This window comes from Roseicyclus sp., assembly GCF_018402035.1.
Classification (GTDB): domain Bacteria; phylum Pseudomonadota; class Alphaproteobacteria; order Rhodobacterales; family Rhodobacteraceae; genus Roseicyclus.
Window position 1 is genome coordinate 216,689 of the sequence record NZ_JAGYJN010000003.1, and the last position, 26,442, is coordinate 243,130.

Here is a 26,442-nt window from a genome sequence, read left to right on the forward strand (position 1 = left end):
GCTCAGGCGGCCAGCACCGCCAGCGCATCGCGCAGGACTAGCGCGCCATAGCTGCCGTTCATATGCCGACGGTCTGCTTCGCGATGCACCTCGTCGTTCAGGATACGGCGGCTGCCGGTGCAGTAGTCTGGCAAGGTATCCAGACGCGTGCCGATGGTTTCGGAAGGCTGGGGCAGAAAGCGGATACCGCCCAGCCCTGCCATGTTCTGGACCGCGGCGCAGACATCGGCATAAGCGACGGGCCGGGTCGGTGGAAGCGCCCTCTGCGCATATAGAGGTGCATCTAGATCGGCATAAAGCGGGTCTGGGCTAATGATCACGGGGGCTTTGGACAGCCGCGCAAGGCTGCGGGCCAGGTTGAGACCCAGCGCCTGATCCAGCATGGCCCGGATCGCCGCGGATCGTACCGCCGTGGAATGGCGCTGGTCGAGGGCGAGGGATGTAAAGAAACAGACCATGGACCAGAAAGGCGTCAAAATCGGCGATCACGATCTCGCGCAGGCCACCTGACGTGACCGCCAGAACACTGGCAGTCGCCTCGTTTCGCGGGCGCAAGGTGCGACTGCTTTTCACCGGGCTCAAGTCCCTTGAGCCCTCGATCTGAACACCGAACAAGACGATCTCGGCATGTTTGCCGATATCGGTTTCACGTACAGCGCCCAATTCAGCGCCGCGCCATGGGAATTGCTGAGCACGCACTGGACGCATCACCGCTTCTCCCGGGTCCGAAGGCCGACAGCAATTCCTCTTCGCAGACCAGATCGTCACGCTGGTCGCGGGCGGCGGCAGTTTGGACCTTCGACGCGCAAACTGCGGAAAGCTACGGTCCTGGTCCGCAAAGAAGGTCGCCATGACGTGATCGACCCCTTGCGTTTTACGCCGCGCTTGTTGTCCTCGTAGAACCTTCCGCCAAAGGGAGTACTGGCGATGATCTCGTAGGAGGGGAAATAATCGACGAACCCTAAGCGCGCGGCGGTCTGACCCGCCACCGCGCGCAGGACGGACTTCGACCATGTCGTCGCCACCAGGACATGGGCATCGGATTTCGTCGCGGTCAGCGGCACGGGCGACACGGTCAGTAGGACCCGAACACGCGGGTTGACGCCGCGGATCAGCTTGAGCGCCTGCAAGAGCCGCGCTTCGATAAAGCCGTAGTCCTGGTTGCGGAACACATGCTGATCGGGGTCAAAGCGGCCCGCCACGGTGCCCGGGCACATCGGGTACTCGTAATCCCCTGCACGTTCCACCAGCTTTCGGTCAGGCCAAGCGTGAAGACGAAGATATCGGCCTTGCGCACCGCGTCGCCAAAGGCCTCGATGGTCAGGTCGCGGCTGGCCAGAACCTCGTCATGGCTGGCGAACCCGTCGGGTTCGATGGCGGGGCGGAATGGGTCGTGAAGCGGCCGTTCCTTTCCCAGACCTCATCCGGAGGGCTTGCTTCACCCAGCGACCAGGCCACCCATTGCGCAGAAGCGAGACCGTCTAGATATTGCCGGTGCGGGCGGTGAAAACATGATAGTTCAGGCTCTTTTCGGTGTCCGGCGGCAGTTCGCAAGGTGGGCATTCGGTCTGCATCCAGCGATAGCCACGCTCGGCCAGGGCGCGCCTGAAATGCTGCGCGAAGCAGGGAGCCGAAGGTCGCGATCCCGTGGCGCGGCGCACCGGCCATTTGGGTTGCCAAGCTGGTCGATCTCGAGCGCGTCGCGCCGCCCGACGGCAGGCGACCAGGCGGCCCGTTCGGGCAGGTCGTGATAGGGATGGGTCATCGTGCTCTCCGTTAGGCCTGGTCGGGCCCTACAGCGCGTTCAAAAGGGCGCGCGTCGGCCATGCGTCGGCGGGTAGGCCAAGCTTGCGTTGTTCGGCGCGCACGGCGGCGCGGGTGCGCGCGCCAAGGATGCCCGTGGTGCCGCCCACATCATGGCCGCGCGCCTCAAGCTTGCGTTGCAACGCCTGCATCTCGTCGCGCGATAGGCCTGGTTCGGGGTTGCGTGCATCAAAGACAGGCGCGCCATCTAGCCGTGTCGCGAAATAGGCGGCGGTCAGCACATAGGTGAAACTTTGGTTCCACTCGAACAGCACGCTGAAATTCGGATAGGCCAAAAAGGCCGGGCCAAAACGCCCCTCGGGCAAGATGACGGAAGCTGCCGCATTGGGCATGGGCAGCGTGCCGTTGCGGGCGCGTACCCCGTCCGCCTCCCAGGCCGAGACAGGCTTGGCGCTGTGGATGCCGGTTTCATACCAATCCAGATCATCGGGGATCGTGATCTCGACCAGCCAAGGCTCGCCCGCGCGCCAGCCCAGCGAGGACAGGATATTGGCCCCCGACAACAGCGCATCGGCAGCCGAAGTCTGGAGGCTGATGCGCCCATCGCCATCGCCATCGATGGCATGGGTCACGATATCTTCGGGCAGCATTTGGACCATCCCGATCTCGCCCGCCCAAGCGCCTTGGGTGTTGACCGGGTCGAAATCGCCGCGCGCGAAAAGTTCCAGCGCGGCGAAAACCTCGGGGCGGAACAGTTCGGGGCGGCGGCAATCATGGGCCAAGGTCACCAATGAATCGAGCGTGTTGAAATCACCCTGAAACGCGCCGTAGTCAGTCTCAAAGGCCCAGAAAGACAACAAGATCCCCCGGCTGACGCCAAAGCGGCGCTCGACCTCGTCAAAGATGGCGCTGTGCCGTTCAGCGTTGCGGCGGCCATTGTCGATGCGGTTTTGGCTGATCAGGCGGCGTGAAAACTCGGTAAAGGGAAGGGTAAAGACGCCCTGCCGCCTGTCGGCATCCAAGGTGCGCTGATCAAAGTCGGCATGCTGAAAGAACCCGTCGATCGTGGCGCGATCATAGCCACGCTGAGCGGCCTCGGCCCGCAGGTCTTGTACGAATTGGTCAAAGCTACCGCCGCATTGTTGGGCCCAAGCGCCCCCAGCCGAAAGCCCCAACGCAAAACAGCCCGCCACTATACCACGCCACATGCCACACACCTTTGGTTACACCACACCCTTGCGGACAACCTAACAGGGATGCGTCACCCCGCAAGCGTTGCGCAGGGATTTATGCGCGATTGTCGCGCTTGCGGCGGCGAAACGCCTCGGCCTTGGCGCGGTTGCCGCAGCGCGTCATCGCGCACCAACGCCGCCCCGGCCCGCGCCCATGGTCAATGAACAGATGCGTGCAGCGCGCACATTCGCGCAGCCGCGACAGATCATCGGCGCGCAAAAGATCAAACAGCGACAGGGCGAGCCGGTCATGAATGCCGCCAAGTGGGCCGGCGCTAACCCCAAGCCGACCGGGCTTGAACAAGAGGCTGGCATCTTGCACCGCCGCCTTGATCGTCGTCTCAAGCATCAAGGCTTCTTCGCGGTCGGGGGTGCGGGATGCGGCGATGGCCGACAAAACCGCATAGGCCGCTTCGCGCAGGATCAGCAATGATTGCATTTGCCCCCGGTCTGGCACCGGATGATCGGCAATGGCCAAACCGGCATCAACCAGCAGGCGATGCAACGCGCCGGGGTCCGCAAAGCTATTCTCGCGCCGTTGTTTGCCGTCATCGCCCACGGTGTTGAGAAACAGCAAGATCGGGTGACCCGGGTGGGTCGTCGTCATCGCGGCACCTATTTGAATTATGGTGTAGCTTTGCCTTGTGCGCGGCCAGCATGAGGCTTTGGCGCGCCCGCGTCCAGTGGGTGATGTGGCTAATGCGTGACGTTTGCAAGTGCAGCATACTCAAATCATTGACTAAATTTTGTCATGCGCCAATTTATCCACAAGACGCAGCCCGGAAGGATACCGTGATGTCGAGTTTCTTGCCGCAATCGGTGCGCGATGAATTGGCCGCGGCCCAGAAATCAGCCCGCCGCCGCCGCGCCACGCGGGTGGTGCATGTCGGTGATGAGGCCTATCCGATCCTCGAGATGACCGAGGATGGGTTTTCGGTCGATAGCGCCGATGCGCCCCGGTTGCGGGGGTTGATCGATATCTATGACGGGGCGCGCCATCTGTATCAGGCGCTCATCGTCGCCTCTGAGCAGCAGGGCGATCTGATGCGTTACGAGTTCAAGCGCAACACGGCCGCTGCCACATCGGCACCGCTTGATTTCGAGACGCTCGGTGATCGCCCCGTGGCACTTTTGACGCAGCGCTGATAGGCCTTGGCCATATGGCTGCGGGCGATGTGTCCGGGTCTGGATCGGTAGGGCCGCGATGATCACCGTCATCCCCGAAACCTTTGCGCTGTCCGAGGTGTTCACCATTGCCCGCGGATCGCGGCGCGAGGCACGGGTGCTTTGCGCCACCCTGCAACGCGATGGTCGAACCGGGCGCGGTGAATGCGTGCCTTATGCCCGCTACGGCGAAAGCCATGACAGCGTCACGGCGCAGATTGCATCCCTGCCCGAAGCGGTGACGCGTACCCAGCTTCAAGCCCTTCTGCCACCCGGTGCGGCGCGCAACGCCGTTGATTGCGCCTTGTGGGATCTGGCCGCCAAACAGGCGGGCCGCAGGGTATGGCAATTGGCGGGCCTGTCGGAACCCGGCCCCATGATCACCGCCTTTACCCTCTCACTTGCAGCACCCGGGGTGATGCGCGCCGCCGCCGCGCGCCATGCCCATCGCCCGCTTTTGAAGATCAAGCTTGGTACGCCCGATGACATGCCACGGCTCGAGGCGGTGCGCGCAGGCGCGCCCAAGGCGCGGATCATCGTGGATGCAAATGAAGGATGGACGGCCGAGGTCTATGCCGATCTGGCCCCGCATCTTTTGCGTCTGGGGGTGGAGATGGTCGAGCAACCCCTGCCCGCCGATGCCGATGACATGCTGGCCGAGATTGCACGGCCCTTGCCCGTCTGTGCCGATGAAAGCTGTCATGACCGCGAAAGCCTGCCGGCGCTTCAGGGCAAATATGACATGGTCAACATCAAGCTCGACAAAACCGGCGGGCTGACCGAGGCGCTGGCGCTGCGCGATGCGGCGCGGGCGATGGGCTTTGGCGTGATGGTCGGTTGCATGGTCGGAAGCTCGCTTGCCATGGCCCCCGCCGTGCTTGTGGCGCAAGGTGCAACCATCGTGGATCTTGACGGGCCGCTTTTGCTGGCAGAAGACCGGGCAACGCCTTTGGAATACGACGCCGCCTTGGTGCATCCACCGCGGCCAGAACTTTGGGGATGAGACCGCGATGACGCGCATTGTTTACGTGAACGGAGATTACCTGCCCGAAACCGAGGCGAAGGTGTCGATTTTCGACCGTGGTTTCCTTTTCGCCGATGGCGTTTATGAGGTGACCAGCATTCTGGGCGGCAAGCTGATCGATTTCGCGGGTCACGCCAAGCGCCTGCAACGTTCGCTGGATGAGTTGGCGATGGCCAACCCCGTGACCGAGGATGAATTGCTCGCCATTCACCGCGAATTGGTGCGGCTGAACGAAATCGACGAAGGTTTGATCTATCTGCAGATCACGCGCGGTGCCGCGGATCGCGATTTCGCCTATCCCAAGGATGCAACGCCGACCATCGTTCTGTTCACCCAATCCAAGCCCGGGCTGGCCGAAAACCCCTTGGCCCGCACGGGGATGAAGGTCATCTCGATTGAGGATCAGCGCTGGGGGCGGCGCGATATCAAGACGGTGCAGCTGCTTTACCCGTCGATGGGCAAGATGATGGCCAAGGCGGCGGGGGCTGATGATGCCTGGATGGTCGAAGATGGCCATGTGACCGAAGGCACATCGAACAACGCCTATATCGTCAAGGGCAACACCATCGTCACCCGGCATCTTGGCAACGAGATCTTGCACGGGATCACCCGCGCCGCCGTGCTGCGGTTCGCGCGCGAGGCGCAGATGGTGGTCGAGGAACGCCCCTTTAGCGTCGCTGAGGCCAAGGCGGCGGATGAGGCGTTCATCACCTCTGCCTCGGCCTTTGTGATGCCGGTGGTCGAGATGGATGGCCAGCCCATCGGTGCGGGCAAGCCGGGCAATGTCACCGCGCGTCTGCGCGAGATCTATCTTGATGAAATGCGCAAGGCGGCGGTGTAACCCGCCGCCTTGCCAAGAAAGGCCAGGCCGCCCATCGGCCCAAGGCGCTGCGCCTTAGAACGCGACACGCTCTAGCTGGGGATGGTCGTGATGCTTGCGCTCAGCGCAGGGGATAGGCTGTTTGCTTGCAGAACCACGAACACCGTGCCGTTCACAAGCACCTCGACATCGGTGCCATTCGCCGCCGCTTGTAGGGTCAGCGTGGGTATCGTCGGCGTCTGCCCCTCAATGGTCGTGTCGATTGTCAGCCTGTCGAGCGCCGGATCGAAATCGGTGATCACGGCGGGCGATGCCGCGGACCCAAAGGCGCTGGCGATGGTGATACTGTCGGCCCCATCGCCGCCGGTGATCGTGGCGTTCAGATCGCCGATGATCGTGTCGTCGCCAAGGCCACCATCGATGATCGAGCCCAGCGTCACGCCCGCACCTGGTGCGGTAAGCGCGGTGATCAGATCGTCGCCTGCGAAGCCAAAGATTGTGTCGCCGATCCCGTCAGTTGTCAGCGTGTCATCGCCGGCACCACCGATCAGGCGATCACTTCCTGAAAGATCGATCAAGAGATCTGCACCATCGCCGCCAAGAAGTGTGTCATCATCCATCCCGCCGGTCAGGGTGTCGTTGCCGTCGCCGCCATCAAGGTAGTCGTTGCCATTGCCGCCTTGCAGGCGGTCACCCTGTTCACCGCCCAGCAAGGTATCATCGCCAGTTCCCCCATCGAGGAAATCGGCACCGACGCCGCCCACGAGTAGGTCATTACCCGCCTCGCCGCGCAGGTGGTCAGCGCCCGCTTGGCCAAAAAGCTGGTCATCGCCGTCGCCGCCGCGCAGCGTGTCTTCGCCATTGCCGCCGTTGAGCGTATCCTTGCCAGCGCCACCAAGCAGGCGATCATCGCCATCACCGCCGTTGAGCAGGTCATTCCCGCCGCCACCGATCAAGGTGTCGTTGCCTGCCTCACCATACAGGCTGTCGGCACCGAAACCGCCATCAAGACTGTCATCGCCGCCGCCGCCGAACAGCTTATCGGCACCGATGCCACCAAAGAATCTGTCATTGGCGGTGCCGCCTTCCATCGTGTCATCGCCTGCGCCGCCATAAGCCGTGGCGCGGGCGGTTTCGACGGAAAGTTCGTCATTGCCCATGCCCAGATAGGCCAGCAGCGTGCCGCTCTCCATGGCGACGGTATCATCACCCGCGTCGCCATAGATCGTCGCTTGGCCATGTTGGACAAAGGCGCCATCATTGCCATCGCCCAAGCGGATGAGCAGGTTCTGTTGGCCAAAGGCGGCGATCGTATCGTCACCTGCCAAAGCGTTGATCGTGCCCAGATCGCTGGTGTTCAAGATGAGCTGGTCGTCATTCGGCGTCAGGTTGCGGGTGTCGTTGCCGGCCTGATCATCTTTGTCGTCACTGCTATCGAAAATTGGCGTCAGCGACAGCCCGGCGAGGAGCATGAATATCCAACCCAACATCACATCATCCTTTTACTCGTTACGCGGAACAGCCCCAAACCGGGATACTTAACATCTCGCAATATCTATTTCCGCATCGGTTGGGATTGCCCAAAGCGACGCGGAAAACCAAACGCGATTCGTGAAAAACGTTAACAGGTCTTTGGCCCTTACGAAAAGTAGCAAAATTGTGGCTAAATTACAGAAAAATCATCAATTTTCAGATTTGGCTGTGATTGTCTTTGCGGTGTGGACAATCAGCGACCTGACATATGTGTCAGCCAAAATCGCCTTGCGCGAACCAGCCGCCTGACATGCTGGCCCCATGGGCGTAGAAGAGCCAGATACGCGGACCTTGCGCAGTGGTCACGCGCCAATAGTCGCGCACGCCCGAGCGCCATTGCGGATCATCGAGCCACCATTCCGGCGCAATCCGTTCGGGGCCATGGGCGGCGCTGACCTCGAAGTTGCGCCCACGCCAGCGGAATTGCAGCGGCGGTTCGGGCGTGTCGGCGGCGGTGACGGGTTCGGGGCGAAACAGCGTCAGGGGGCGGGGCCGATCTGTGGCGGGCCAATCTGTCGCCGGATGGCTATAGGCCGCGGCCTGTGTCGTCGTGGTCTTCTCGGGGATATGGCTGTCGGCGGGGTGTTCGCGGGTGATGCGGTCCAGCCCGACGCGCGCACCGATACGCGCGATCAGATCATCGAGGGCTTGGCCGGGCGCGCGGGCGCTCTGTGCCTTAAGCTGCGCCTCGGCGGCGACGGCCCAGCCACCCTTGTGTTCGGTGCTGTGCAAGGGTTCGCTGACCGTTGCCACCAGCCGCAACACATCAAAGCCAAAGCCCGCCGCAACCCCGCCCAGCTTCAGCGCGAAAAGCGCGCGCAGGCTGTCGGGCCGGTCGGTGGGGCGGGCCAGCCCGATCTCGATACGCTCAGCGCCGCCTTCGGCGCGGATCATCTCGAGCCGGAGCCTCCGCGCGCCGCGCCCACGGGCGCGGAGCTTGTCGCACAGAACCGGCAAAAGCCGGTCGAGACCGGCAAGGATATCGGCCTCAAGCCCGATGGGTTCGGGCAGGCTGAGCCTTGCGGCGAAATGCAGTGGCGCACCGGCCGGGGAAATCGGTTCCGGCTCGACCCCCAGCGCTTGATCCAGACGGCGCACCAGATCTTGGCCAAAGCGCCGGGCCAGCCCCGCGCGCGGCATGCCCCAAAGATCGCCGATGCGGCGCAACCCCAGCCGGGCCAACCCCTCGGCGGTGGCGGGGGGCACGCGCAGCGCCGCGATGGGCAAGCTGGCCAGCGATTGCCGCAAGCCGCCGGGGGGCGAGATGCGCGCAACACCCCCTTGGGGCGCGCTGTGTCGCTGGGGCGCGGCGCCGCCCTTGACCCAGTGGCGCTTTTGCGCGCGTGAGCGGGTGGCGCGCGCCTCTTGATCGATGGCGTCACCGCTGCGGGGGCGCTGTGCCGCCGCCGCCCGCATAGCGCGCCAAGGCCCAAGCCGCACCGGGGGTATCGGCGATGGCCGCGCAAAGGCTGAAGCCAAGATCGGCGCAATCGTCATGGATTTGCGCAAACAGCGCCGCCTCGCCGCCGAAAAGATGCGCGCAGCCGGTCAGGTCGATCAGCAGCGCATCATCCCCTTCCTCGGCCACCCACGGGCTAAAGCGGCCCGCCCAGCGACGCAGCGCCGCCAAGAGTTGTGCCGCGCGATCAGGATCGGCGGGGCGGGTGACCAGATCGGGGCAAAGCGTCAAGGCCTCGGCCAGCGCTTGGCCGCGCGACAGGCCGCGCGCGCTGGCCGCAAGGCTCAGCGATGTGATTTGGCGCAGATTGCCAAGCTCGCCCACCACGGCAAGCGGCGCCTCGCTCAAGCCCGGCGCAGCGCGCAGCACATCTTCGGCTGCCAGCCGGGGAAACCACAGCGACAAGATCCGCCGATGGGCGGCGCGGGTCGGGTGTGTGGGGGTGATCATGGCGCGGATGGTCCAAAATGTTCGTGTTTTGTTCCAAGCTAAGCCAAGGGGTATGAGGAGTCGAGTCCGCCCCGCTCAGCCAGTTTTCACAAGAACAGCGACACGTTGTTGCGCAAGACGATCTCGAGCACGTAAAGCCCCAAGATCACGATCAGCGGTGCCAGATCGAGCCCGCCCATCGCAGGCAGGCGGCGGCGGATCGGGGCATAGACCGGCTCGACCAAGCGGTTTATGCCATACCAGATCTGCGCCACGACCGGCTGACGCAGGTTCAGCACCCCGAAATTGATCAGCCAGCTCATGATGATATGCACGAGGATGATCATGAAGGCGACGTTGATCAAAAGCATGAGGATCTGGAAAAGCGAGGTCATGGGCGCGGTATCCTTGGCTGATGCGTCTTTGCCAAATAGTCGGGTGCGGCGCGTGGCGCAAGCATATGCCCCCGTCGCCAGAGGCGACGAACCTTGAGTTAAGGGGGCTCTGCCCCGCCGCGCCCTTTGGGCGCGCCTCCCCCGGGATATTTTCGAAACGAAGAAGCAAGGGACGGTGTGCTGACGCGAGGGCGGGGTTGACGGCTGGCGCGCGCTGGGGTTTGGCGGGGGGATGTATCCTTATCTGCGCCTTGCCTCAGTGATGATGACCGAACGTGCCAAGCCGCGTTTGGGATTGTTTGACGATCACACAATGGCGATGCGGTGCTTGCCCAATGATCTCGACGGGTTTTTCGAGATGAACAATGGGCGCATCTTGACGCTTTACGATCTGGGACGGTTCGCGCTTTCGGTCAGGATCGGCCTGTGGGATGTGCTGCGGCGTGAAGGCTGGGGGCTGGTGGTGGCGGGTGCCTCAGTACGCTACCGGGCGCGGATCACAGGGTTGCAGCGCTTTTCATTGCAGACGCGGCTGTTGGGCTGGGACGGGCGGTTCTTTTACATCGAGCAGGGCATGTGGCGCGGTGCGACATGCTGCAACCATGCGCTGTTGCGCACTGGGATCACGCAAGGCGGGCGGCTTGCGCCTGTCGCAGATGTGGCGCGCGCCATGGGCCATGCGGGTCAATCGCCCGCTTTGCCCGATTGGGTGGCAGGCTGGGTCGAGGCCGATCACACGCGCCCATGGCCACCGATGCAAAATGGCCCATCAAGCCCATAGACAAATCATAAGTTGATAGCGGAAGCTGCGCGCATGAGCATTGCCGTATCCGAGCCATCCGCCCTGTCGCACCAGAGCGCCCGCCGCCGTATCTGGGGCTGGTGGGCTTTTGACTGGGCAAGCCAGCCTTATTTCACGCTGTGCCTGACCTTTATCTTTGGCCCTTATTTCGCGGCTGTCGCGACCGAGAGTTTCATGGCGCAGGGCTTGGCCGAACAGGTGGCCGATGCGCGGGCGCAAAGCCTATGGTCACTGGGCCAGACGGTAGCGGGCGTGATCATCGCGCTCTGTGCGCCGATCCTTGGGGCATTTGCCGATAACACCGGGCGGCGGATGCCGTGGATTGTACTGTTCTCGGCCTTCTACGTGCTAGGTGCGCTGGGGATCTGGGTGCTTTTGCCGGATGGCTCTTATCTGGTGATGGCGCTGGTGGCCTTTGGGATCGGGTTGATCGGGGCGGAGTTTACGACGATTTTCACCAACTCCATGTTGCCCGAGCTGGGCGATGACAGCGCCATCGGCAAGCTTTCGGGCAATGGATTCGCTTGGGGCTATTTGGGCGGTGTGCTGGCCCTGTTCATCATGCTGATCTTTTTCGCCGAGGGCGAAAGCGGCAAGACCTTTGTCGGGCTTTCACCCGCGCTGGGCCTTGATCCCGAGATGCGAGAAGGCACGCGGTTTGTCGGGCCATTTACGGCGATCTGGTATCTCGTCTTCATGATCCCGTTTTTCTTCTGGATGCGCGAAGTGCCGCGTCCGGCCACCCATGGGCGGTTCGGCGCGGCATTGTCAGAGCTATGGGGCACGGTGAAATCCCTGCCAAAGCGGACAAGCCTTTTTGCCTATCTCGGCTCGTCGATGTTCTACCGCGATGCGTTGAACGCACTTTACGGGTTCGGCGGCACCTATGCGGTGTTGGTGCTGAACTGGTCTGTGACGCAGGTGGGGGTTTTCGGGATCGTGGGGGCCATCACGGCGGCTGTGGCGACATGGATCGGTGGCAAGCTTGACGCAAGGCTGGGTCCAAAGCCCGTGATCATCGGTAGCATCCTTGTGCTGATCGCGGTCTGTGGCGTGGTCGTTGGAATGACCCGCGAAAGCCTTTGGGGTATCGCGCTGGTCGAAGGATCGGCCGTGCCGGATATCACTTTTTATATTTGTGGCGCGCTGATCGGTGGCGCGGGCGGCGTGCTGCAATCGGCCTCGCGCTCGATGATGTGCCGCCATGCCACGGCGGGCCGCCCGACCGAAGCCTTTGGGCTATACGCGCTGTCGGGCAAGGCGACAGCGTTTTTGGGGCCGGCGCTGATCGGGGTGACGACCTATCTTACGGAAAGTGCGCGGCTGGGGATGATCCCCTTGATCGGGTTGTTCGTGCTGGGCCTGATCTTGATCATCTGGGTCCGCGCCGAGGGTGAGGTGCGGGGGTGAGACCGCGTTTGCCCATGCGGGCCGGTTTGGCCGTCTTGAGCGTTTTGGCGGTGATGTCTTGCAGCCCCACGGAACAAGAAAGCCCAAGCTTGCCGCCGCTCGACGCCACGCTGTCGGGGCAGGAAGCACGGCTTTTGTTTGGTGCCGCGCAGGGCCCCGACGCGGGACCAAGTGCTGTCGTCGGCGGCTATGCGCGGGGCTGTCTGGCAGGCGGTGCGCGCCTGCCCGAAACGGGGCCCACATGGGCCGCGATGCGGCTGTCGCGCAACCGCAACTGGGGCCATCCCGAATTGGTTGATTTCGTGCAGGATTTCTCGGCCCGGGTGGCCGAACAGACTTCGTGGCGGGGGCTTTATGTCGGCGATCTGACCCAGCCGCGCGGCGGGCCGATGCTGTCGGGGCATGTGAGCCACCAATCGGGGCTTGATGCCGATATCTGGATGTTGCCGCCCACACGGTTCGACCTTTCGGCGGCTGAGCGCGAAAACCTGTCGTCGATCTCGACCCGGTCGGCGGGCGGGGCGCGGGTGGGCGAAAACTGGACGCCCACGCATATGGAGGTGATGCGGCTGGCCGCGACCGACCCGCGTGTGGCGCGGATTTTCGTCTTTACCGGGGCCAAGGTCTGGATGTGCGACAATGCCACGGGCGACAGGGATTGGTTGCGGAAAATCCGCCCCGCCGTGGGGCATCACTACCATTTCCACGTGCGGCTGCATTGCCCCGCTGGTTCGCCGCACTGCGAGGCGCAAGATGAGATGCCCCCCGGCGATGGCTGTGATGAAGCGCGCGCGCGGGCCGAACTGATCCTGAACCCGCCGCCGCCCGACCCAAACTACGTGCCGCCGCCGCCGCGCCCGCCGATGACGCTGGCCGATCTGCCGCGCCAATGTGCGGCGCTTTTGGGCGATCTTTAGCGGCCCGGGATCTCGCCACGGCGGCCTGAGAGTGGCCAGCTATCGATAACATCCAGCGCCTCATCTGCGGTTTCGACGAAGCGGAACAGCTCCAGATCGGCGGCGGCGATGGTGCCTGCCTCGCGCAGTGCGTCCCAATTGATCACGGTGCGCCAAAAGCTTTCGCCAAAGAGGATCACGGGAACCTGCTCCATCCGCCCCGTCTGGATCAGGGTGATGCTTTCGAACAATTCGTCGAGTGTGCCGAACCCGCCAGGAAACACCGCGATGGCCTTGGCGCGCAGCAGGAAATGCATCTTGCGGATGCCGAAATAGTGGAAGTTGAAGCAGAGTTCCGGCGTGACATAGGCGTTGGGCACCTGTTCATGGGGCAACACGATGTTGAGGCCGATGGAACAGCCGCCCGCCTCGGCCGCGCCGCGATTGCCTGCCTCCATCACGCCGGGGCCGCCGCCGGTGACGATGACATTCTCGGTACAGTTACTCTCGACCGAGCGTTCGGTGATAAGCCGCGCAAAGCGGCGCGCTTCGTCGTAATATTGGGCCATGGGATGAGCGGGGCCATCGCCTTGCGCCTCGGGGCTGGGGATGCGCGCGCCGCCAAACAGCACCACGGTCGAGCGGATGCCGCGCGCGTCAAGCTCGAGCTGGGGTTTGAGCAGTTCCAGTTGCAGCCGCACGGGGCGCAATTCATCGCGCAAAAGGAAATCGGGGTCGGCAAAGGCCAGCCTGTAGGCGGGGGAATTCGCCTGCGCGGTGTCGGGGGCATGACGGGCGGATTCAAGATCTTGCTCGGCGTGGCGGAATGGGCCGGGGCGGCTGTCTTCTGTCATGTCATGTCCTCATGCACTGGTCCTAGATTGACCTAGCAAGACCGCGCCATGATTGCCAGCAAAGGGCGCGCCCGCTATAGCCGCCCCGAACCGCTTTCGCCGCAGGAGAAGTCACCCATGTCCAATGCCGCACTCGAAACCGCCATCGAAGCCGCCTGGGAGGCGCGCGACCAGATCACCCCCGCCACCAAGGGCGAGACCCGCGATGCCATCGAGGCGACGCTGACCGCGCTCGACAGCGGCACGTTGCGCGTGGCCGAGCGTCAGGCCGATGGTCATTGGCATGTGAACCAATGGGCGAAAAAGGCGGTGCTTTTGGGGTTCCGCCTGAAGGATATGGAGATGCAGCCCGGCAGCGCGCAGGGCGGTAGCTGGTGGGACAAGGTCGACAGCAAATGGAAGGGCTGGGGCGAGGGCGAATGGAAAGCGGCCGGGTTCCGCGCTGTGCCCAACTGTGTCGTGCGCCGCTCGGCCTATATCGCACCGGGGGTGGTGTTGATGCCCTCTTTCGTGAACCTCGGGGCTTATGTCGATAGCGGCACCATGGTCGATACTTGGGCGACGGTCGGCTCTTGCGCGCAGATCGGCAAGAATGTGCATCTGTCGGGCGGTGTGGGCATTGGCGGCGTGTTGGAGCCGATGCAGGCCGGCCCCACGATTATCGAGGACAATTGCTTTATCGGTGCGCGTTCCGAGGTGGTTGAGGGCGTGATCGTGCGCGAAGGCTCGGTTTTGGGGATGGGCGTGTTCATCGGCCAATCGACCAAGATCGTGGATCGCGAAACCGGCGCCGTCATGTATGGCGAGGTGCCCGCCGGATCGGTCGTGGTGGCAGGCTCCATGCCATCCAAGAATGGTGTGAACCTTTATTGCGCGGTGATCGTGAAGCGGGTGGATGAGCGGACCCGTTCCAAGACCTCGATCAACGAGCTTTTGCGCGATTGATCCGAAGGATGGTGCGCCTTTGGGCGCACCATGCGCTATCGGCGCAATCGTTCCAACACATCCACCGAGGCGAAACCATCGGGCACAAGTCCGACCGATGTTTGAAATTTGCGAAGTGCATCGGCGGTTTGCGATCCGATGATCCCATCGACCGTACCGCTGAGCAGGCCGCGCGCGGCAAGGTGGCCCTGAAGCTCTTGGCGTTCAGCGCGGCTGAGCCCGCGGGCGTCGCGCGGCCATGTGGCGCGGAATGGCGCGCCGCCTGCGATCCGGTCGGCCAAGTGGCCAATCCCGATGACATAGGCATCGGAGGCGTTGTAGCGCGCAATGACATGGAAATTATCGAAGATCATCAGCGCCGCGCCGCGATGGCCAGCGGGCAACAAGATCGCGGCCTGCCCATGATCGGGGATTTGACCACCATCGGCCAGCCGCACCCCTTGCCGCCGCCAGAACCCCGCGCCGCGCTTGGTGTGCTTGCCTGCCAAAGTGTAATCAAAGCTAGGGGGCAAAACGACCTCGACCCCCCAAGGTTGGCCCGTGACCCAGCCATGCTCGCGCAGGTAGGCGGCGGTCGAGGCCAGTGCATCGACAGGGTTATCCGACCAGATATCGCGCCGCCCGTCGCCGTCGAAATCGACCGCATAGGCAAGATAGGAGGTCGGCATAAACTGCGTATGACCCATGGCACCCGCCCAAGAGCCGGTCATTTGACGCGCACTGATATCGCCCGCCTGCAAGATGCGCATTGCGGCGATCAACTCGGCCTCGAAAAAGTCGCGCCGCCGCCCCTCATAGGCGAGGGTGGCCATGGCCGAGATGATCTCGGTCTTGCCGCGTAGCGCGCCATAGGCTGATTCCAGCCCCCAGATCGCCGCGACAACCTCAGCGTCGACACCGTAGCGCCGCTCGATTTGGGTCAGGGCATCGCGGTGGCGCGCGAATGCGGCCCGACCATTATTGATCCGCGCATCGGATACCGCCCCATCAAGATAATCCGCCAAGCTGCGCGAAAATTCGGCTTGTGTATTGTCGTTATTGATCACGCGGTTGATCACCGTGACCCCGGAAAAGGCCGTGTCAAAGGTATCGGGTCTGATCCCTTGTGCCAGCGCCTTGTCGCGAAACCCGTGCTTCCAGTCGGCAAAGCCAAGCGCCGCTGCGGAAAGCCGCGCATCGCTGACGGGTGCCGCGCGCAGGCCGCGTATCATGGGGCGCAAGGATTGGCTGACCGCCAGCGGCGATCCTTGGCTTGAGAGCGTGACATTGGCGATCCCGGCGATGGGCCGCATATCCGGGCGCGGCGAGGCCGTGGGCGCCAGCGCTATAGCGGATGTCGCAAGCACAAGGCTTACGGCAAGCGTGGAGAAAAAGGCGTGGCGCATGTTGCTGCTCGACGGAAGAATTGTTGTTCTGTTTGGGACAATATAGCCTAAGCGGGGCCATCTGTGCAGGGGCTTGCAGCAATCAATTGCGCGCAATTTGAACGAGCAGCGCCCACACGCCAAAGACTTTGCGGCGCTATCCCCGGCGGGATGGCGTTTTCTTGCGCAAGCTGCCGCGTTTCTTGGCCGCTTGGCCAGCCATGCGGCGCGGTGTGCCGCGATGTTTGCCACCGCTGCGCCGGATCGGGCTTTGACGGCCCTCGATCTCGATCAATTCCAGCACCAAGCCGCCCGTCACCGGCACAGCCTCGGCCAGCTTGACCGTGACCCGGTCGCCGATCCCGATGGTCAGCCCGGTTTCGGCCCCCATCAGGGTTTGGCTATCGGCATCATGGTGGAAATATTCTTGGCCCAAGGCCCGCATCGGCAACAGCCCGTCGGCGCCTGTCTCGTCCAGTTTCACGAAAGCGCCAAAGCGCGCGATCCCCGAAATCCGCCCGGTGAATGTGCTACCCACACGGTCCGACAGATAGGCCGCGAGGTAGCGATCATTGGTATCGCGCTCGGCCGCCATCGAGCGGCGCTCGGTGTCGGAAATATGCTTGGCGGTGTCTTCCAGCGCCTCGGCATCCTCAAGGCGCAGACCATCATCACCCCAGCCATGCGCCGTGATCAGCGCGCGGTGCACCACCAGATCGGCATAGCGCCGAATGGGCGAGGTGAAATGGGCATAAGCCCGAAGCGCCAAGCCGAAATGCCCGAAATTCTGCGGGAAATAATAGGCCTGCTGCATCGCGCGTAGTGTCGTGATGTTGATCAATTCCGCGAAATCGCCGCCTTGGGCCTGTTCAAGCAAGCGGTTGAGTTGGCGGGTTTGCAGCACTTGCCCCTTGGCCAATGAAAAGCCGCTTGCCTCGGCGGTTTCGCGCAATGATTCCAGCTTTTCAGGGCTGGGTTCCTCATGGACGCGGAACAATAGCGGCTGGCGGCGGGCGATCAGCTCTTCGGCGGCGGCGACATTGGCCAGCACCATGAATTCTTCGATCAGCTTATGGGCATCAAGCCTGTCTTTGAAGCCGACCGCGATCACCTCGCCCGCATCGTTAAGTTCGATCCGGCGTTCGGGCAGGTCAAGCTCAAGCGGTTGGCGATGCGCGCGCGCCTTTTTCAGCGCACCATAGGCCGCGTAAAGCGGGCGCAGCACATCCTCGCACAGCGGGTCGGTTTTCGCATTGGGTTGCCCATCGATGGCGGCCTGCACCGCCTCATAGCTGAGCGAGGCGACCGAGCGCATCAGCCCGCGCACAAAGCGGTGGCCGATCTTGTTGCCATCGGCGTCGATCACCATGCGCACGGCCAGACAGGCGCGCGGCACATGCTCGTGCAGCGAGCAAAGATCGCCCGACAGCGTATCGGGCAGCATCGGCACCACCCGGTCAGGAAAATAGGTGGAGTTGCCGCGTCGCTTGGCCTCGTGATCCAGCGCCGAGCCGGGGCGGACGTAATGGGCGACATCGGCGATGGCGACCCAGATCACATGGCCGCCGGGGTTTTTCGGGTCGTCATCGGCATGGGCGAGAATGGCATCGTCACGGTCGCGCGCATCGACCGGGTCGATGGTGACAAGCGGCAGATCGCGCAGGTCTTCGCGCCCAGTGACACTGGCTGGTGTCGCGGCATCGGCTTCGGCCACGGCGGCATCGGGAAAGGCATCGGGGATGCCATGTTCGGCAATGGCGATCAGGCTGACAGCGCGCGGCGCGCCCGGATCGCCCAACCGTGTGACGATGCGCGCGCGGGGGCTGCCCATGCGGGCCTTGGGGCCGATCTGTTCGGCCTCGACCAATTCGCCGTCGCGCGCGCCATGGGTTTCACCCGCCCGCACCACCCAATCGCGATCCGAACCCTTGGAAATCGGCACGATCCGGCCACCTTCGGCCCCGGCGCGGAACACGCCCAAGACGCGGGCGGGGTTGGTGCCGATCTTGCGGATCAGGCGGGCGACATAGTGATAATCTTCCCCCTCGACCTCTTGCAGGCGGGCAAGGATGCGGTCGCCGCTGCCCACGGCGGGGTCGGTCGCGCGCGGCGAGAAGAAGATACGTGGCACCGGCCCCTCGCCTGCCCATTCCAAGGGGCGCGCAAACAAATCGCCCTGCGCGTCGGGGGACAGGATTTGCAACACGGACACGGGCGGCAAGCGCGCGGCGTCGAGATAGGTTTTGCGCCGCTTTTCCAGATGCCCCTCTTCGGCAAGCTCTTTGAGCATGCGCTTGAGGTCGATCCGCTTTGCCCCCTTCAGCCCAAAGGCATGCGCGATGTCGCGCTTGGAGGTTGCGTGCGGATTTTCGGAAATCCACGCGAGGATCTGTTCTTTGGTCGGAAGCTGGGCCATGGCGCGTGCCCTATCATGCGCGCGGTTTGCCGTCATGCGCGAAATCGGCTTGTGATTGCAAGTTTGGCCCGCATCTCATATCTCGTCAGAACACGGACAGACCCCGGAGCGTTGCGCCTTATGAACTGGATCACCAATTACGTCCGCCCTCGCATCAACTCGATCTTCTCGCGCCGCGAGATGCCCGAGAACCTGTGGTCGAAATGCGATGAATGCGGCACCATGCTGTTTCACCGCGAATTGTCCGATGCGCTGAATGTCTGTACCAATTGCGGGCATCACATGGCGATCACGCCGCGCGAACGCTTCGCGGCCTTGTTTGACAATGGGATCTTCCTTGAGGTTGCGGTTCCAAAACCCATCGACGATCCGCTGAAGTTCCGCGATCAAAAGAAATACCCCGACCGTTTGCGCGCGGCGCAGAAATCCACCGGCGAGGCCGAGGCGATGCTGGTCGCCGAGGGTGAGATCGGGCGCACCCCCATCGTGGCCGCCGCGCAGGATTTCAGCTTTATGGGCGGGTCCATGGGCATGTATGTGGGCAACGCCATCGTCGCTGGCTGTGAACGGGCGGTCAAACTCAAGCGGCCCTTTGTGCTGTTTTCCGCCGCTGGCGGCGCGCGGATGCAAGAGGGGATCTTGTCGCTGATGCAGATGCCGCGCTCGACCGTGGCGATCCAAATGCTGAAAGAGGCGGGGCTGCCCTATATCGTGGTTTTGACCCATCCGACCACGGGCGGCGTGACCGCGTCCTACGCCATGCTGGGTGATGTGCAGATCGCCGAACCCAATGCGCTGATCTGTTTCGCGGGGCCGCGCGTGATCGAACAAACGATCCGCGAGAAGCTGCCCGAAGGGTTCCAGCGCGCTGAATACCTTCTGGATCATGGGATGCTCGACCGGGTGACGCCGCGCGGCAAGATGCGGGCTGAGTTGATTGGCATCATCCGTATGCTGACCGGCTTGCCGCCTGCCGTGGTGGCCGATCTGCCCAGCCCTGACGCCACCGATGAGGCGCAGGTCACGCCGTGAGCATGCCGCGTTCTGACGTCCTCCTTGAGCGGATGATGTCTTTTCATCCCAAGATCATCGATCTGACGCTGGATCGCATGTGGCGTATCTTGGCCGCCCTCGACCACCCCGAGCGGCGCTTGCCGCCGGTGATCCATATCGCTGGCACCAATGGCAAGGGATCGACGCTGGCCATGATCCGTGCGGGGCTAGAGGGGGCAGGGCATGTGACCCATGCCTATACCAGCCCGCATCTGGCGCGGTTTCACGAGCGTATCCGCCTTGCGGGCGATCTGATCGACGAGGATGTGCTGTCGGAGATGCTGGACCGTTGCCTTGCCGCCAATGGCAGTGATCCGATCACCTATTTCGAGATCACGACCGCCGCTGGCCTTTTGGCCTTTGCGGAAACACCGGCCGATTACACGCTTTTGGAGGTAGGTCTTGGCGGGCGGCTCGATGCCACGAACGTTATTGATGCCCCCGCGCTTTGCGTGATCACGCCGGTCGATATGGATCATGAGCAATATCTGGGCGACACGCTGGGCCGGATTGCGGGTGAAAAAGCCGGGATCATCAAGCGCCGCGTGCCGGTGATCGTGGGCCGCCAGCAAGATGCCGCGCTCGAGGTGATCGAGGCGGTTGCTGCGCGCCATTCTGCCCCGGTGTACGCCTATGGCCAGCATTGGCATGTCTGGGCCGAGGCTGGGCGGCTGGTGTTCCAAGATGAAAACGGCCTGCTCGATCTGCCGATGCCCGCGCTTTTGGGGGCGCATCAGGTTGAGAATGCGGGCATGGCGATTGCCGCGCTGCGCGTGCTTGACAAGGGCGAGGCCGCCTGTGAGGCCGCGATGACGGATGCCGTCTGGCCCGCGCGGATGCAGCGCTTGCGCCATGGCCCGCTGTTCGACATCGCACCACAGGCCGAGCTTTGGCTTGATGGTGGGCATAACCCACACGCCGCCCGCGCGATTGCGGCGCTTTTGGCGGGCATGGCCAAGCGGCCCACCCATCTGATTTGCGGGATGCTGAACACCAAGGATGTGACGGGCTATATGGCGCCCTTGGCAAGCGTCGCGCAAAGCCTGCATGCCGTGTCGATCCCCGGGCAAATGGCAACGCTGTCGGCCAGTGAAACGGCCAATGCCGCAACGCGTGCGGGGCTACAAGCGGTGCAGGCAGATAGCGTTGCCGATGCTTTGCGCGCGATCGTGGCGCAAGACCCGACTGCGCGGATCTTGATCTGTGGCTCGCTTTATCTGGCCGGTGAGATCCTGAAAGAAAACGGCTAGGCGCGCGCAGCCCTTGACCTCTGCTGCCAAGGGTTCACACTCACATCCATGTGGATTGCCCGTATCATAAGCTTTTGGCTTGCGGCCATGCTTGCCGCCCTGCCCGTGCAGGCCGCGCAGTTGCAATTTTGCTGGATCGGCGCGAATGGCTACACGATGGAGGGGGTCATCGGCTTTCCTGATACCCTTCTTGGGACCGGGATCATTACCGAGAAACAGGTGACCGCGTTTCGCATCCAAGGTTACAAGGATGGGCTGCCCATTGGCTTTTGGTCGCTCTCCATGTTGACGCCCAAGACATCTTGGACGCTGCGCTTTGATACCGACAGCTTGGCCTTTCCCATGGGTGGTTCGCGCGAGGCGCAGAGCTATCAGGAATGGAACGCCAATGGCGAGGTGAATGATTGCGGTGCCACGGGCGGGTTCGGTTTCAACGGCGGCAACTGGGCGCAGGATATCTGCATCGACAACAGATGGATTTCCGACAGTTCCATCGACCCGTTCACGCCCTTGCCCGCCTTTGGCATGGATGTGCGGCTGAACTGCGACCCGCTTTTGCCGATCAGCTAAGCGCGTCGCGCCCTTCGCCCCAAGCGGCACCCTGCATCTCGCGCAGGCGGCTGGCGGTGCGTTCGAACTCGAAACTGCCTGCCCCCTCCAGATAGAGCCGTTCGGGGGTCTCTTCGGCCGAAGCGATCAGGCGGACATGCCCCTCGTATAGCGCGTCGATCAGGGTGACAAAGCGCTTGGCCTCGTTGAACTTGGTGGCATCAAGGCGCGGGATGCCTTCGAGCACCAAAAGCTTCACCGCGCCCACAAGCGCAAGGTAATCGGCCGGTCCCAAGGGTTGGCCGCACAAATCCCAGAACGAGGCGCGCGCCATCCCCGCCCAGTAGCGCGGCAGCTTGACCTCGCGGCCCTTGACCTCAAGGCAAAGCACCTCTTCCTGCCCGCCGGTCAGATCGCGCCAAACGGCATCGATGGCGCGCGTCGCCTCTGCGCCAAGGGGGGTGAAATAGACCTGTGTTCCGGCAAGGCGATCTTGGCGGTAATCGGTCATCGCATCCAGTTGATCGACCTCCAGCCGATCCTCGATAAGCTTGATGAAGGGCAAGAACAGCTGCCGGTTCAGCCCGTCCTTGTACAAATCCTTGGGGTGGCGGTTCGAGGTGGTCACGATGATCACGCCGGCGGCAAAGAGTTTCTCGAACAGCCGGCCGACGATCATCGCGTCGGCGATATCGGTGATCTGCATCTCGTCGAAACACAACAGCCGCAGATTGCGCGCGATTCCCTCGGCCACGGGTTTGATCGCGTCTTCGACCCCGGTCTTGCGCGCCACATGCAGGGCTGATTGCACCTCTTGCATGAAGGCGTGGAAATGCACGCGGCGTTTCTGGGGTGTGGGGGCATGCTGAAAGAACAGGTCCATCAGCATCGACTTGCCGCGCCCGACACCGCCCCACAGGTAGATACCCTGTTTGCCTGTCGGCTCTGGCGGTTTGAAGAAGCGCGCCAAAAGCGAGGCGCGCGGTTTCGGGTTCACCTCAAGCATTTCGCGCAGGCTTTCTAGCCGCACCAGTGCCGCGCGCTGGGCCGGATCGGGGCGCAATAGCCCTTCGGCCACGCGGGTGTCGTAGATTGCTTGCAGATGCTGTCCCATGGCGGCCTGATACAGCCATTCGCCGCCGGGGTTAAGCGGGTCTTGCAGGGGCGCGCGGGGCGTGATTGGGTCGCGCCAAGCAGAGGGGAAACGTGCCAATGACCCGCCAAGACACTATGTTCACGCCGGTTTTGATCGGCTCGTGCATCATCATCATGATCTGCTTCGCCGTCCGCGCGAGTTTCGGCGTGTTCCAGATCCCCATCGCCGAGGAATTCGGCTGGCTCAGGGCCGAGTTCTCGCTGGCGATCGCGATCCAGAACCTTGCTTGGGGCATCGGTCAGCCGATTTTTGGGGCCATCGCGGAACGCTTTGGCGACCGCAAGGCGATCTTTCTCGGTGTCATCCTTTATGCCGCAGGCTTGGTGTTTTCGGCCTATGCGATCACGCCGGGCCAGCATCAGCTTTTGGAAATCCTTGTGGGCTTTGGCATCGCGGGAACGGGCTTTGGCGTCATCTTGGCCATCGTGGGCCGCGCTGCGTCTGACAAGAACCGCTCGGTCGCCTTGGGCATTGCCACGGCGGCGGGGTCGGCGGGGCAGGTGTTCGGCGCACCCTTGGCCGAGGCGCTGTTGTCGGTTTTCGCATGGCAAAGCGTGTTCTTGATTTTCGCGGGCATGATCATGGCGACGCTCTTCGCGCTGCCCATGCTGCGCGCACCGATCCGCACGGCAAAGGCCGAGATCGAGGAAAGCATGGGCCAGATCGTGGGCCGCGCCATTCGCGACCCGTCATTTGGGCTGATCTTTATCGGGTTCTTTTCCTGCGGTTATCAGCTTGGCTTTATCACCGCGCATTTCCCCGCCTTCGTGACCGAGCTGTGCGGCCCCATCGCACCGGGATCGCTTTTGCATAGCATGGGCATCACCACCACATCGGCGCTGGGCGCTGTGGCGATTTCGCTCATTGGGCTTGCCAATATCGTGGGCACGATCACCGCCGGGTGGCTGGGCAATCATTTCCCCAAGCGCTACCTTCTGGCACTGATCTACACGGGTCGCACGCTGGCGGCGGGGCTGTTCATCATTCTGCCGATCACGCCGGAAACCGTCATCGCCTTTTCCATCGTGATGGGCGCGCTGTGGCTGGCGACCGTGCCGCTGACCAGCGGTCTTATCGGCCAGATCTACGGCCTGCGCTATATGGGCACGCTTTATGGGCTGGTGTTCTTTTCCCACCAGCTAGGCAGTTTTATCGGCGTCTGGCTGGGCGGCGCACTTTACGACATCTACGGTGATTATACCGCCGTGTGGTGGATCGGCGTGGCCGTGGGTTCGCTCTCGGCCATCGTGCATCTGCCGATCAAGGAATCGCCGCTCAAGGATCGGATGCAGGCTGCGGCCGCCTAAGGGCCGCCGCAGCTTTTGGGTTAGCCTTTGGTACGGCGGTTGCGCGACGCGATCAGTTTCAGCCGCAGCGCGTTGAGCTGGATAAAGCCCTGCGCATCCTTTTGATCATAGGCGCCGGCATCTTCTTCAAAGGTCACATGCGCCTCGGAATAAAGGCTGTGATCCGACCAACGCGCGACGGTGCGGGCGTGACCCTTGTAAAGCTTCACGCGCACCGTGCCGCTGACATGCTCTTGGCTTTTGTCGATCAGCGCTTGCAGCATCTCGCGCTCGGGCGAGAACCAAAAGCCGTTATAGATCAGCTCTGCATAGCGGGGCATGATGCTGTCTTTCAGATGGCCCGCGCCGCTATCAAGCGTGATCTGTTCGATCCCGCGATGCGCCTCGAGCAGGATCGTGCCGCCGGGGGTTTCATAGACGCCGCGCGACTTCATCCCGACAAAGCGGTTTTCCACGAGGTCGAGGCGGCCAACGCCATGCTTGCCGCCAAGCTCATTCAGCTTGGTCAGGATCGTGGCGGGCGACATCGCCACGCCGTTGATCGCCACCGCATCGCCGCGCTCAAAGGTGATTTCCACCATTTCGGGGGTATCCGGCGCATCCTCGGGGTTGGTGGTGCGCTGATAGACGTAATCGGGCGGCTCTTGTCCGGGGTTTTCCAGCACCTTGCCCTCGGACGAGGTGTGCAGCAGGTTCGCATCGACGCTGAACGGTGCCTCGCCGCGCTTGTCCTTGGCGATGGGGATCTGGTTCGCCTCGGCAAATTCCAACAGCTTGGTGCGCGAGGTCAGATCCCAGAGCCGCCAGGGCGCGATCACCTTGATCTCGGGGTTCAGCGCATAGGCGCTGAGTTCGAACCGCACCTGATCATTGCCCTTGCCGGTTGCGCCATGGCTGACCGCATCGGCGCCTGTCATCGCCGCAATCTCGACCAGCCGCTTGGAGATGAGGGGCCGCGCAATCGAGGTGCCGAGCAGGTAAAGCCCCTCGTAAAGCGCATTGGCGCGGAACATCGGGAAGACGAAATCGCGCACGAATTCTTCGCGTAGATCTTCGATGAAGATATTCGCGGGCGCGATGCCCAGCATCTCGGCCTTGGCGCGGGCGGGTTCCAACTCTTCGCCCTGACCCAGATCGGCGGTGAAGGTCACGACCTCGCAACCATATTCGGTTTGCAGCCATTTCAGGATGATCGAGGTGTCAAGACCGCCGGAATAGGCAAGAACAACCTTCTTGGGTGCGAACATGGACAGGCTCCATCAGATGCGGGAATAACGGCGCGGCGATATCGGGTTTTCGCAGCAGGGGCAAGGTGAGCGGCGATAACTGGCGCTGGACTTGCGCCACGAGTTGCGGCACGCCAATGGAATGAATGATTTCGTAGACAACGCCCGGGCCACGACACGCGCTTTGCGTGATTTGTTTCCGCCTACACCACTTCAGCGCAACGCCCATCTTTCCGAACGTTTCGGGGCCGATATCTGGCTAAAGCGCGAGGATTTGTCGCCAGTGCGCTCATACAAGCTGCGCGGTGCGTTCAATGCGATGCGCAAGGCGCTGGCCATTGATCCCACGCGGCGCGATTTCATCTGCGCCTCGGCTGGCAATCACGCGCAAGGCGTGGCCTTTGTCTGCGCGCATTTCGGGGTGCGCGGGCGCATCTTCATGCCCGTGACCACGCCCGAGCAGAAGATCATGAAAACCCGCACATTCGGCGCAGGCACGGTCGAGATCGTGCTCACGGGCGACTTCTTCGACGAGACATTGGCCGCCGCCAAGGCGGAATGTGCGAAGACGGGCGCGCATTTCCTGTCGCCCTTCGACGATGCCGATGTGATCGAGGGTCAAGCCTCGGTCGCGGTCGAGATGCTTGATGAAATGGGCCACGCGCCTGATCGGTTGATCTTGCCTGTTGGCGGCGGCGGGCTTTCGGCGGGGATGATCTCCTATCTCGATGCGGTGGGTGCCAAGACCGCGCTGACGCTGGTGGAACCCGCCGGTGGCGCCAGCCTGACCGCTGCGTTGGCCCATGGCGCACCTACGACGGTGCCGATCACCGATACTTTTGTCGATGGCGCGGCGGTGGCGCGGATTGGCAATTTGACCTTCGCGGCCTTGCGCAATGTCGCGCCGCAAGATGTGTTGATCGCGCCTGAAAACCGCATCTGCATCACCATTCAAGAGATGCTGAATGTCGAGGGCATCGTGTTGGAACCCGCCGGCGCGCTGTCGGTGGATGTGCTGGCCGAAATGCGCGATCAGATTGCGGGGCAAACGGTGGTCTGCGTGACATCTGGGGGGAATTTCGATTTCGAACGCCTGCCCGAGGTCAAGGAACGCGCGCGCAAATGGCAGGGGTTGAAGAAGTACTTCATCCTGCGCCTGCCGCAGCGCCCCGGCGCGCTGCGCGATTTCCTTGATATGTTGGGGCCGGGCGATGACATCGCGCGGTTTGAATATCTCAAGAAGAACAGCCGCAACTTCGGCTCGGTGTTGATCGGGATCGAAACCGATGATCCGGCAAATTTCGACCGGATCGTTGAACGCGTCACCGCGCGCGGTTTTGGGTTCCGCGACATCTCGCAAGATGAGGTTTTGTCGGATTTCCTGATCTGAGGCG

General features: G+C 62.9%; 25 protein-coding genes. 12 read left to right on the top strand and 13 right to left on the bottom strand.

The genetic code is table 11. The features are described 5' to 3' along the window. Window positions 1-2 precede the first annotated feature (2 nt). The 4 genes from KG698_RS07080 to KG698_RS07095 form a co-directional block, all read right to left on the bottom strand. Entirely contained in the window at window positions 3-458 is a 456-nt protein-coding gene (locus KG698_RS07080) for a hypothetical protein (RefSeq protein WP_213684859.1), read from the bottom strand. 306 nt (window positions 459-764) lie between these two features. Continuing rightward, window positions 765-1,247 (bottom strand): GSCFA domain-containing protein, encoded by a 483-nt coding sequence (locus KG698_RS07085; RefSeq protein ID WP_213684860.1) that lies wholly within the window; start codon window positions 1,245-1,247, stop codon window positions 765-767. A gap of 546 nt (window positions 1,248-1,793) precedes the next feature. After that, window positions 1,794-2,972 carry a lytic murein transglycosylase gene (locus tag KG698_RS07090; protein ID WP_213684861.1) on the bottom strand — a complete coding sequence of 393 codons (1,179 nt, stop codon included), beginning with the start codon at window positions 2,970-2,972 and terminating at the stop codon, window positions 1,794-1,796. Window positions 2,973-3,051: 79 nt separating this feature from the next. After that, a complete protein-coding gene (locus tag KG698_RS07095) occupies window positions 3,052-3,603 on the bottom strand; it encodes a CGNR zinc finger domain-containing protein (RefSeq protein ID WP_213684862.1) in 552 nt (183 codons plus the stop codon). A 188-nt stretch (window positions 3,604-3,791) separates the two neighbouring features. On the opposite strand from KG698_RS07095, the gene KG698_RS07100 reads away from it, so the two are divergent. The 3 genes from KG698_RS07100 to KG698_RS07110 are packed head-to-tail and all read left to right on the top strand — an operon-like array spanning window position 3,792 to window position 6,025. Next, a complete protein-coding gene (locus KG698_RS07100) occupies window positions 3,792-4,142 on the top strand; it encodes a hypothetical protein (protein ID WP_213684863.1) in 351 nt (116 codons plus the stop codon). Window positions 4,143-4,200: 58 nt separating this feature from the next. Continuing rightward, complete coding sequence (gene dgcA, locus KG698_RS07105) at window positions 4,201-5,163, top strand: N-acetyl-D-Glu racemase DgcA (RefSeq protein WP_213684864.1); 963 nt, start codon at window positions 4,201-4,203, stop codon at window positions 5,161-5,163. Window positions 5,164-5,170: 7 nt separating this feature from the next. Then, window positions 5,171-6,025 carry a D-amino-acid transaminase gene (locus tag KG698_RS07110; RefSeq protein WP_213684865.1) on the top strand — a complete coding sequence of 285 codons (855 nt, stop codon included), beginning with the start codon at window positions 5,171-5,173 and terminating at the stop codon, window positions 6,023-6,025. 71 nt (window positions 6,026-6,096) lie between these two features. Here KG698_RS07110 and KG698_RS07115 read toward each other — a convergent pair whose 3' ends face one another. The 4 genes from KG698_RS07115 to KG698_RS07125 all read right to left on the bottom strand — a co-directional run bounded on the left by KG698_RS07115 (window position 6,097) and on the right by KG698_RS07125 (window position 9,820). Next, window positions 6,097-7,494 (bottom strand): calcium-binding protein, encoded by a 1,398-nt coding sequence (locus tag KG698_RS07115; RefSeq protein ID WP_213684866.1) that lies wholly within the window; start codon window positions 7,492-7,494, stop codon window positions 6,097-6,099. Between the two features lie 256 nt (window positions 7,495-7,750). After that, window positions 7,751-8,953, bottom strand: a complete 1,203-nt coding sequence (locus KG698_RS07120; protein ID WP_367114055.1) for a DNA polymerase Y family protein — start codon at window positions 8,951-8,953, stop codon at window positions 7,751-7,753. Beyond that, complete coding sequence (locus tag KG698_RS15830) at window positions 8,916-9,446, bottom strand: DNA polymerase Y family protein (RefSeq protein WP_367114056.1); 531 nt, start codon at window positions 9,444-9,446, stop codon at window positions 8,916-8,918. The genes KG698_RS07120 and KG698_RS15830 overlap by 38 nt, the downstream gene beginning before the upstream one ends. A gap of 86 nt (window positions 9,447-9,532) precedes the next feature. Further along, window positions 9,533-9,820, bottom strand: coding sequence for a YggT family protein (locus tag KG698_RS07125; protein ID WP_213684867.1), 288 nt, complete (start codon window positions 9,818-9,820; stop codon window positions 9,533-9,535). A gap of 265 nt (window positions 9,821-10,085) precedes the next feature. On the opposite strand from KG698_RS07125, the gene KG698_RS07130 reads away from it, so the two are divergent. The 3 genes from KG698_RS07130 to mepA are packed head-to-tail and all read left to right on the top strand — an operon-like array spanning window position 10,086 to window position 12,949. Next, window positions 10,086-10,601: an acyl-CoA thioesterase gene (locus KG698_RS07130; RefSeq protein ID WP_300983143.1), complete on the top strand. Its 516-nt coding sequence runs from the start codon at window positions 10,086-10,088 to the stop codon at window positions 10,599-10,601. A gap of 33 nt (window positions 10,602-10,634) precedes the next feature. Continuing rightward, window positions 10,635-12,032: an MFS transporter gene (locus KG698_RS07135; RefSeq protein ID WP_213684869.1), complete on the top strand. Its 1,398-nt coding sequence runs from the start codon at window positions 10,635-10,637 to the stop codon at window positions 12,030-12,032. A gap of 14 nt (window positions 12,033-12,046) precedes the next feature. Beyond that, window positions 12,047-12,949 carry a penicillin-insensitive murein endopeptidase gene (gene mepA / locus KG698_RS07140; RefSeq protein WP_213685009.1) on the top strand — a complete coding sequence of 301 codons (903 nt, stop codon included), beginning with the start codon at window positions 12,047-12,049 and terminating at the stop codon, window positions 12,947-12,949. Here the strand turns inward: mepA and KG698_RS07145 are convergent. Then, entirely contained in the window at window positions 12,946-13,782 is an 837-nt protein-coding gene (locus KG698_RS07145; RefSeq protein ID WP_213684870.1) for an LOG family protein, read from the bottom strand. The genes mepA and KG698_RS07145 overlap by 4 nt on opposite strands. A 117-nt stretch (window positions 13,783-13,899) precedes the next feature. Here KG698_RS07145 and dapD point away from each other — a divergent pair, with 117 nt between their 5' ends. Beyond that, on the top strand, window positions 13,900-14,727 hold the full coding sequence (dapD, locus tag KG698_RS07150; protein ID WP_213685010.1) for a 2,3,4,5-tetrahydropyridine-2,6-dicarboxylate N-succinyltransferase: 828 nt from the start codon (window positions 13,900-13,902) through the stop codon (window positions 14,725-14,727). Window positions 14,728-14,762: 35 nt separating this feature from the next. On the opposite strand, the gene KG698_RS07155 is transcribed toward dapD, so the two are convergent. Both KG698_RS07155 and rnr read right to left on the bottom strand, forming a co-directional pair. Then, window positions 14,763-16,112, bottom strand: coding sequence for a lytic murein transglycosylase (locus tag KG698_RS07155; RefSeq protein ID WP_213684871.1), 1,350 nt, complete (start codon window positions 16,110-16,112; stop codon window positions 14,763-14,765). Window positions 16,113-16,248: 136 nt separating this feature from the next. After that, the gene (gene rnr, locus KG698_RS07160) at window positions 16,249-18,507 is read right to left on the bottom strand and encodes a ribonuclease R (protein ID WP_213684872.1); all 2,259 of its coding nucleotides are present in this window, start codon (window positions 18,505-18,507) and stop codon (window positions 16,249-16,251) included. 120 nt (window positions 18,508-18,627) lie between these two features. Here rnr and accD point away from each other — a divergent pair, with 120 nt between their 5' ends. From accD to KG698_RS07175, 3 genes are read left to right on the top strand one after another with little or no spacing between them, the layout of a single operon-like run. Next, a complete protein-coding gene (gene accD, locus KG698_RS07165) occupies window positions 18,628-19,539 on the top strand; it encodes an acetyl-CoA carboxylase, carboxyltransferase subunit beta (RefSeq protein WP_213684873.1) in 912 nt (303 codons plus the stop codon). Between the two features lie 35 nt (window positions 19,540-19,574). Next, complete coding sequence (locus KG698_RS07170) at window positions 19,575-20,810, top strand: folylpolyglutamate synthase/dihydrofolate synthase family protein (RefSeq protein WP_300983147.1); 1,236 nt, start codon at window positions 19,575-19,577, stop codon at window positions 20,808-20,810. Window positions 20,811-20,858: 48 nt separating this feature from the next. Further along, window positions 20,859-21,380, top strand: coding sequence for a hypothetical protein (locus tag KG698_RS07175; protein WP_213684875.1), 522 nt, complete (start codon window positions 20,859-20,861; stop codon window positions 21,378-21,380). On the opposite strand, the gene zapE is transcribed toward KG698_RS07175, so the two are convergent. Further along, a complete protein-coding gene (gene zapE / locus KG698_RS07180) occupies window positions 21,373-22,473 on the bottom strand; it encodes a cell division protein ZapE (protein WP_213685011.1) in 1,101 nt (366 codons plus the stop codon). The genes KG698_RS07175 and zapE overlap by 8 nt on opposite strands. A 98-nt stretch (window positions 22,474-22,571) precedes the next feature. On the opposite strand from zapE, the gene KG698_RS07185 reads away from it, so the two are divergent. Next, window positions 22,572-23,822, top strand: a complete 1,251-nt coding sequence (locus KG698_RS07185; protein ID WP_213684876.1) for an MFS transporter — start codon at window positions 22,572-22,574, stop codon at window positions 23,820-23,822. Between the two features lie 20 nt (window positions 23,823-23,842). On the opposite strand, the gene KG698_RS07190 is transcribed toward KG698_RS07185, so the two are convergent. Continuing rightward, window positions 23,843-25,069 (bottom strand): argininosuccinate synthase, encoded by a 1,227-nt coding sequence (locus KG698_RS07190; protein WP_213684877.1) that lies wholly within the window; start codon window positions 25,067-25,069, stop codon window positions 23,843-23,845. Window positions 25,070-25,190: 121 nt separating this feature from the next. Here KG698_RS07190 and ilvA point away from each other — a divergent pair, with 121 nt between their 5' ends. Then, window positions 25,191-26,438 carry a threonine ammonia-lyase IlvA gene (ilvA, locus tag KG698_RS07195; protein ID WP_213684878.1) on the top strand — a complete coding sequence of 416 codons (1,248 nt, stop codon included), beginning with the start codon at window positions 25,191-25,193 and terminating at the stop codon, window positions 26,436-26,438. Window positions 26,439-26,442 lie beyond the last annotated feature (4 nt).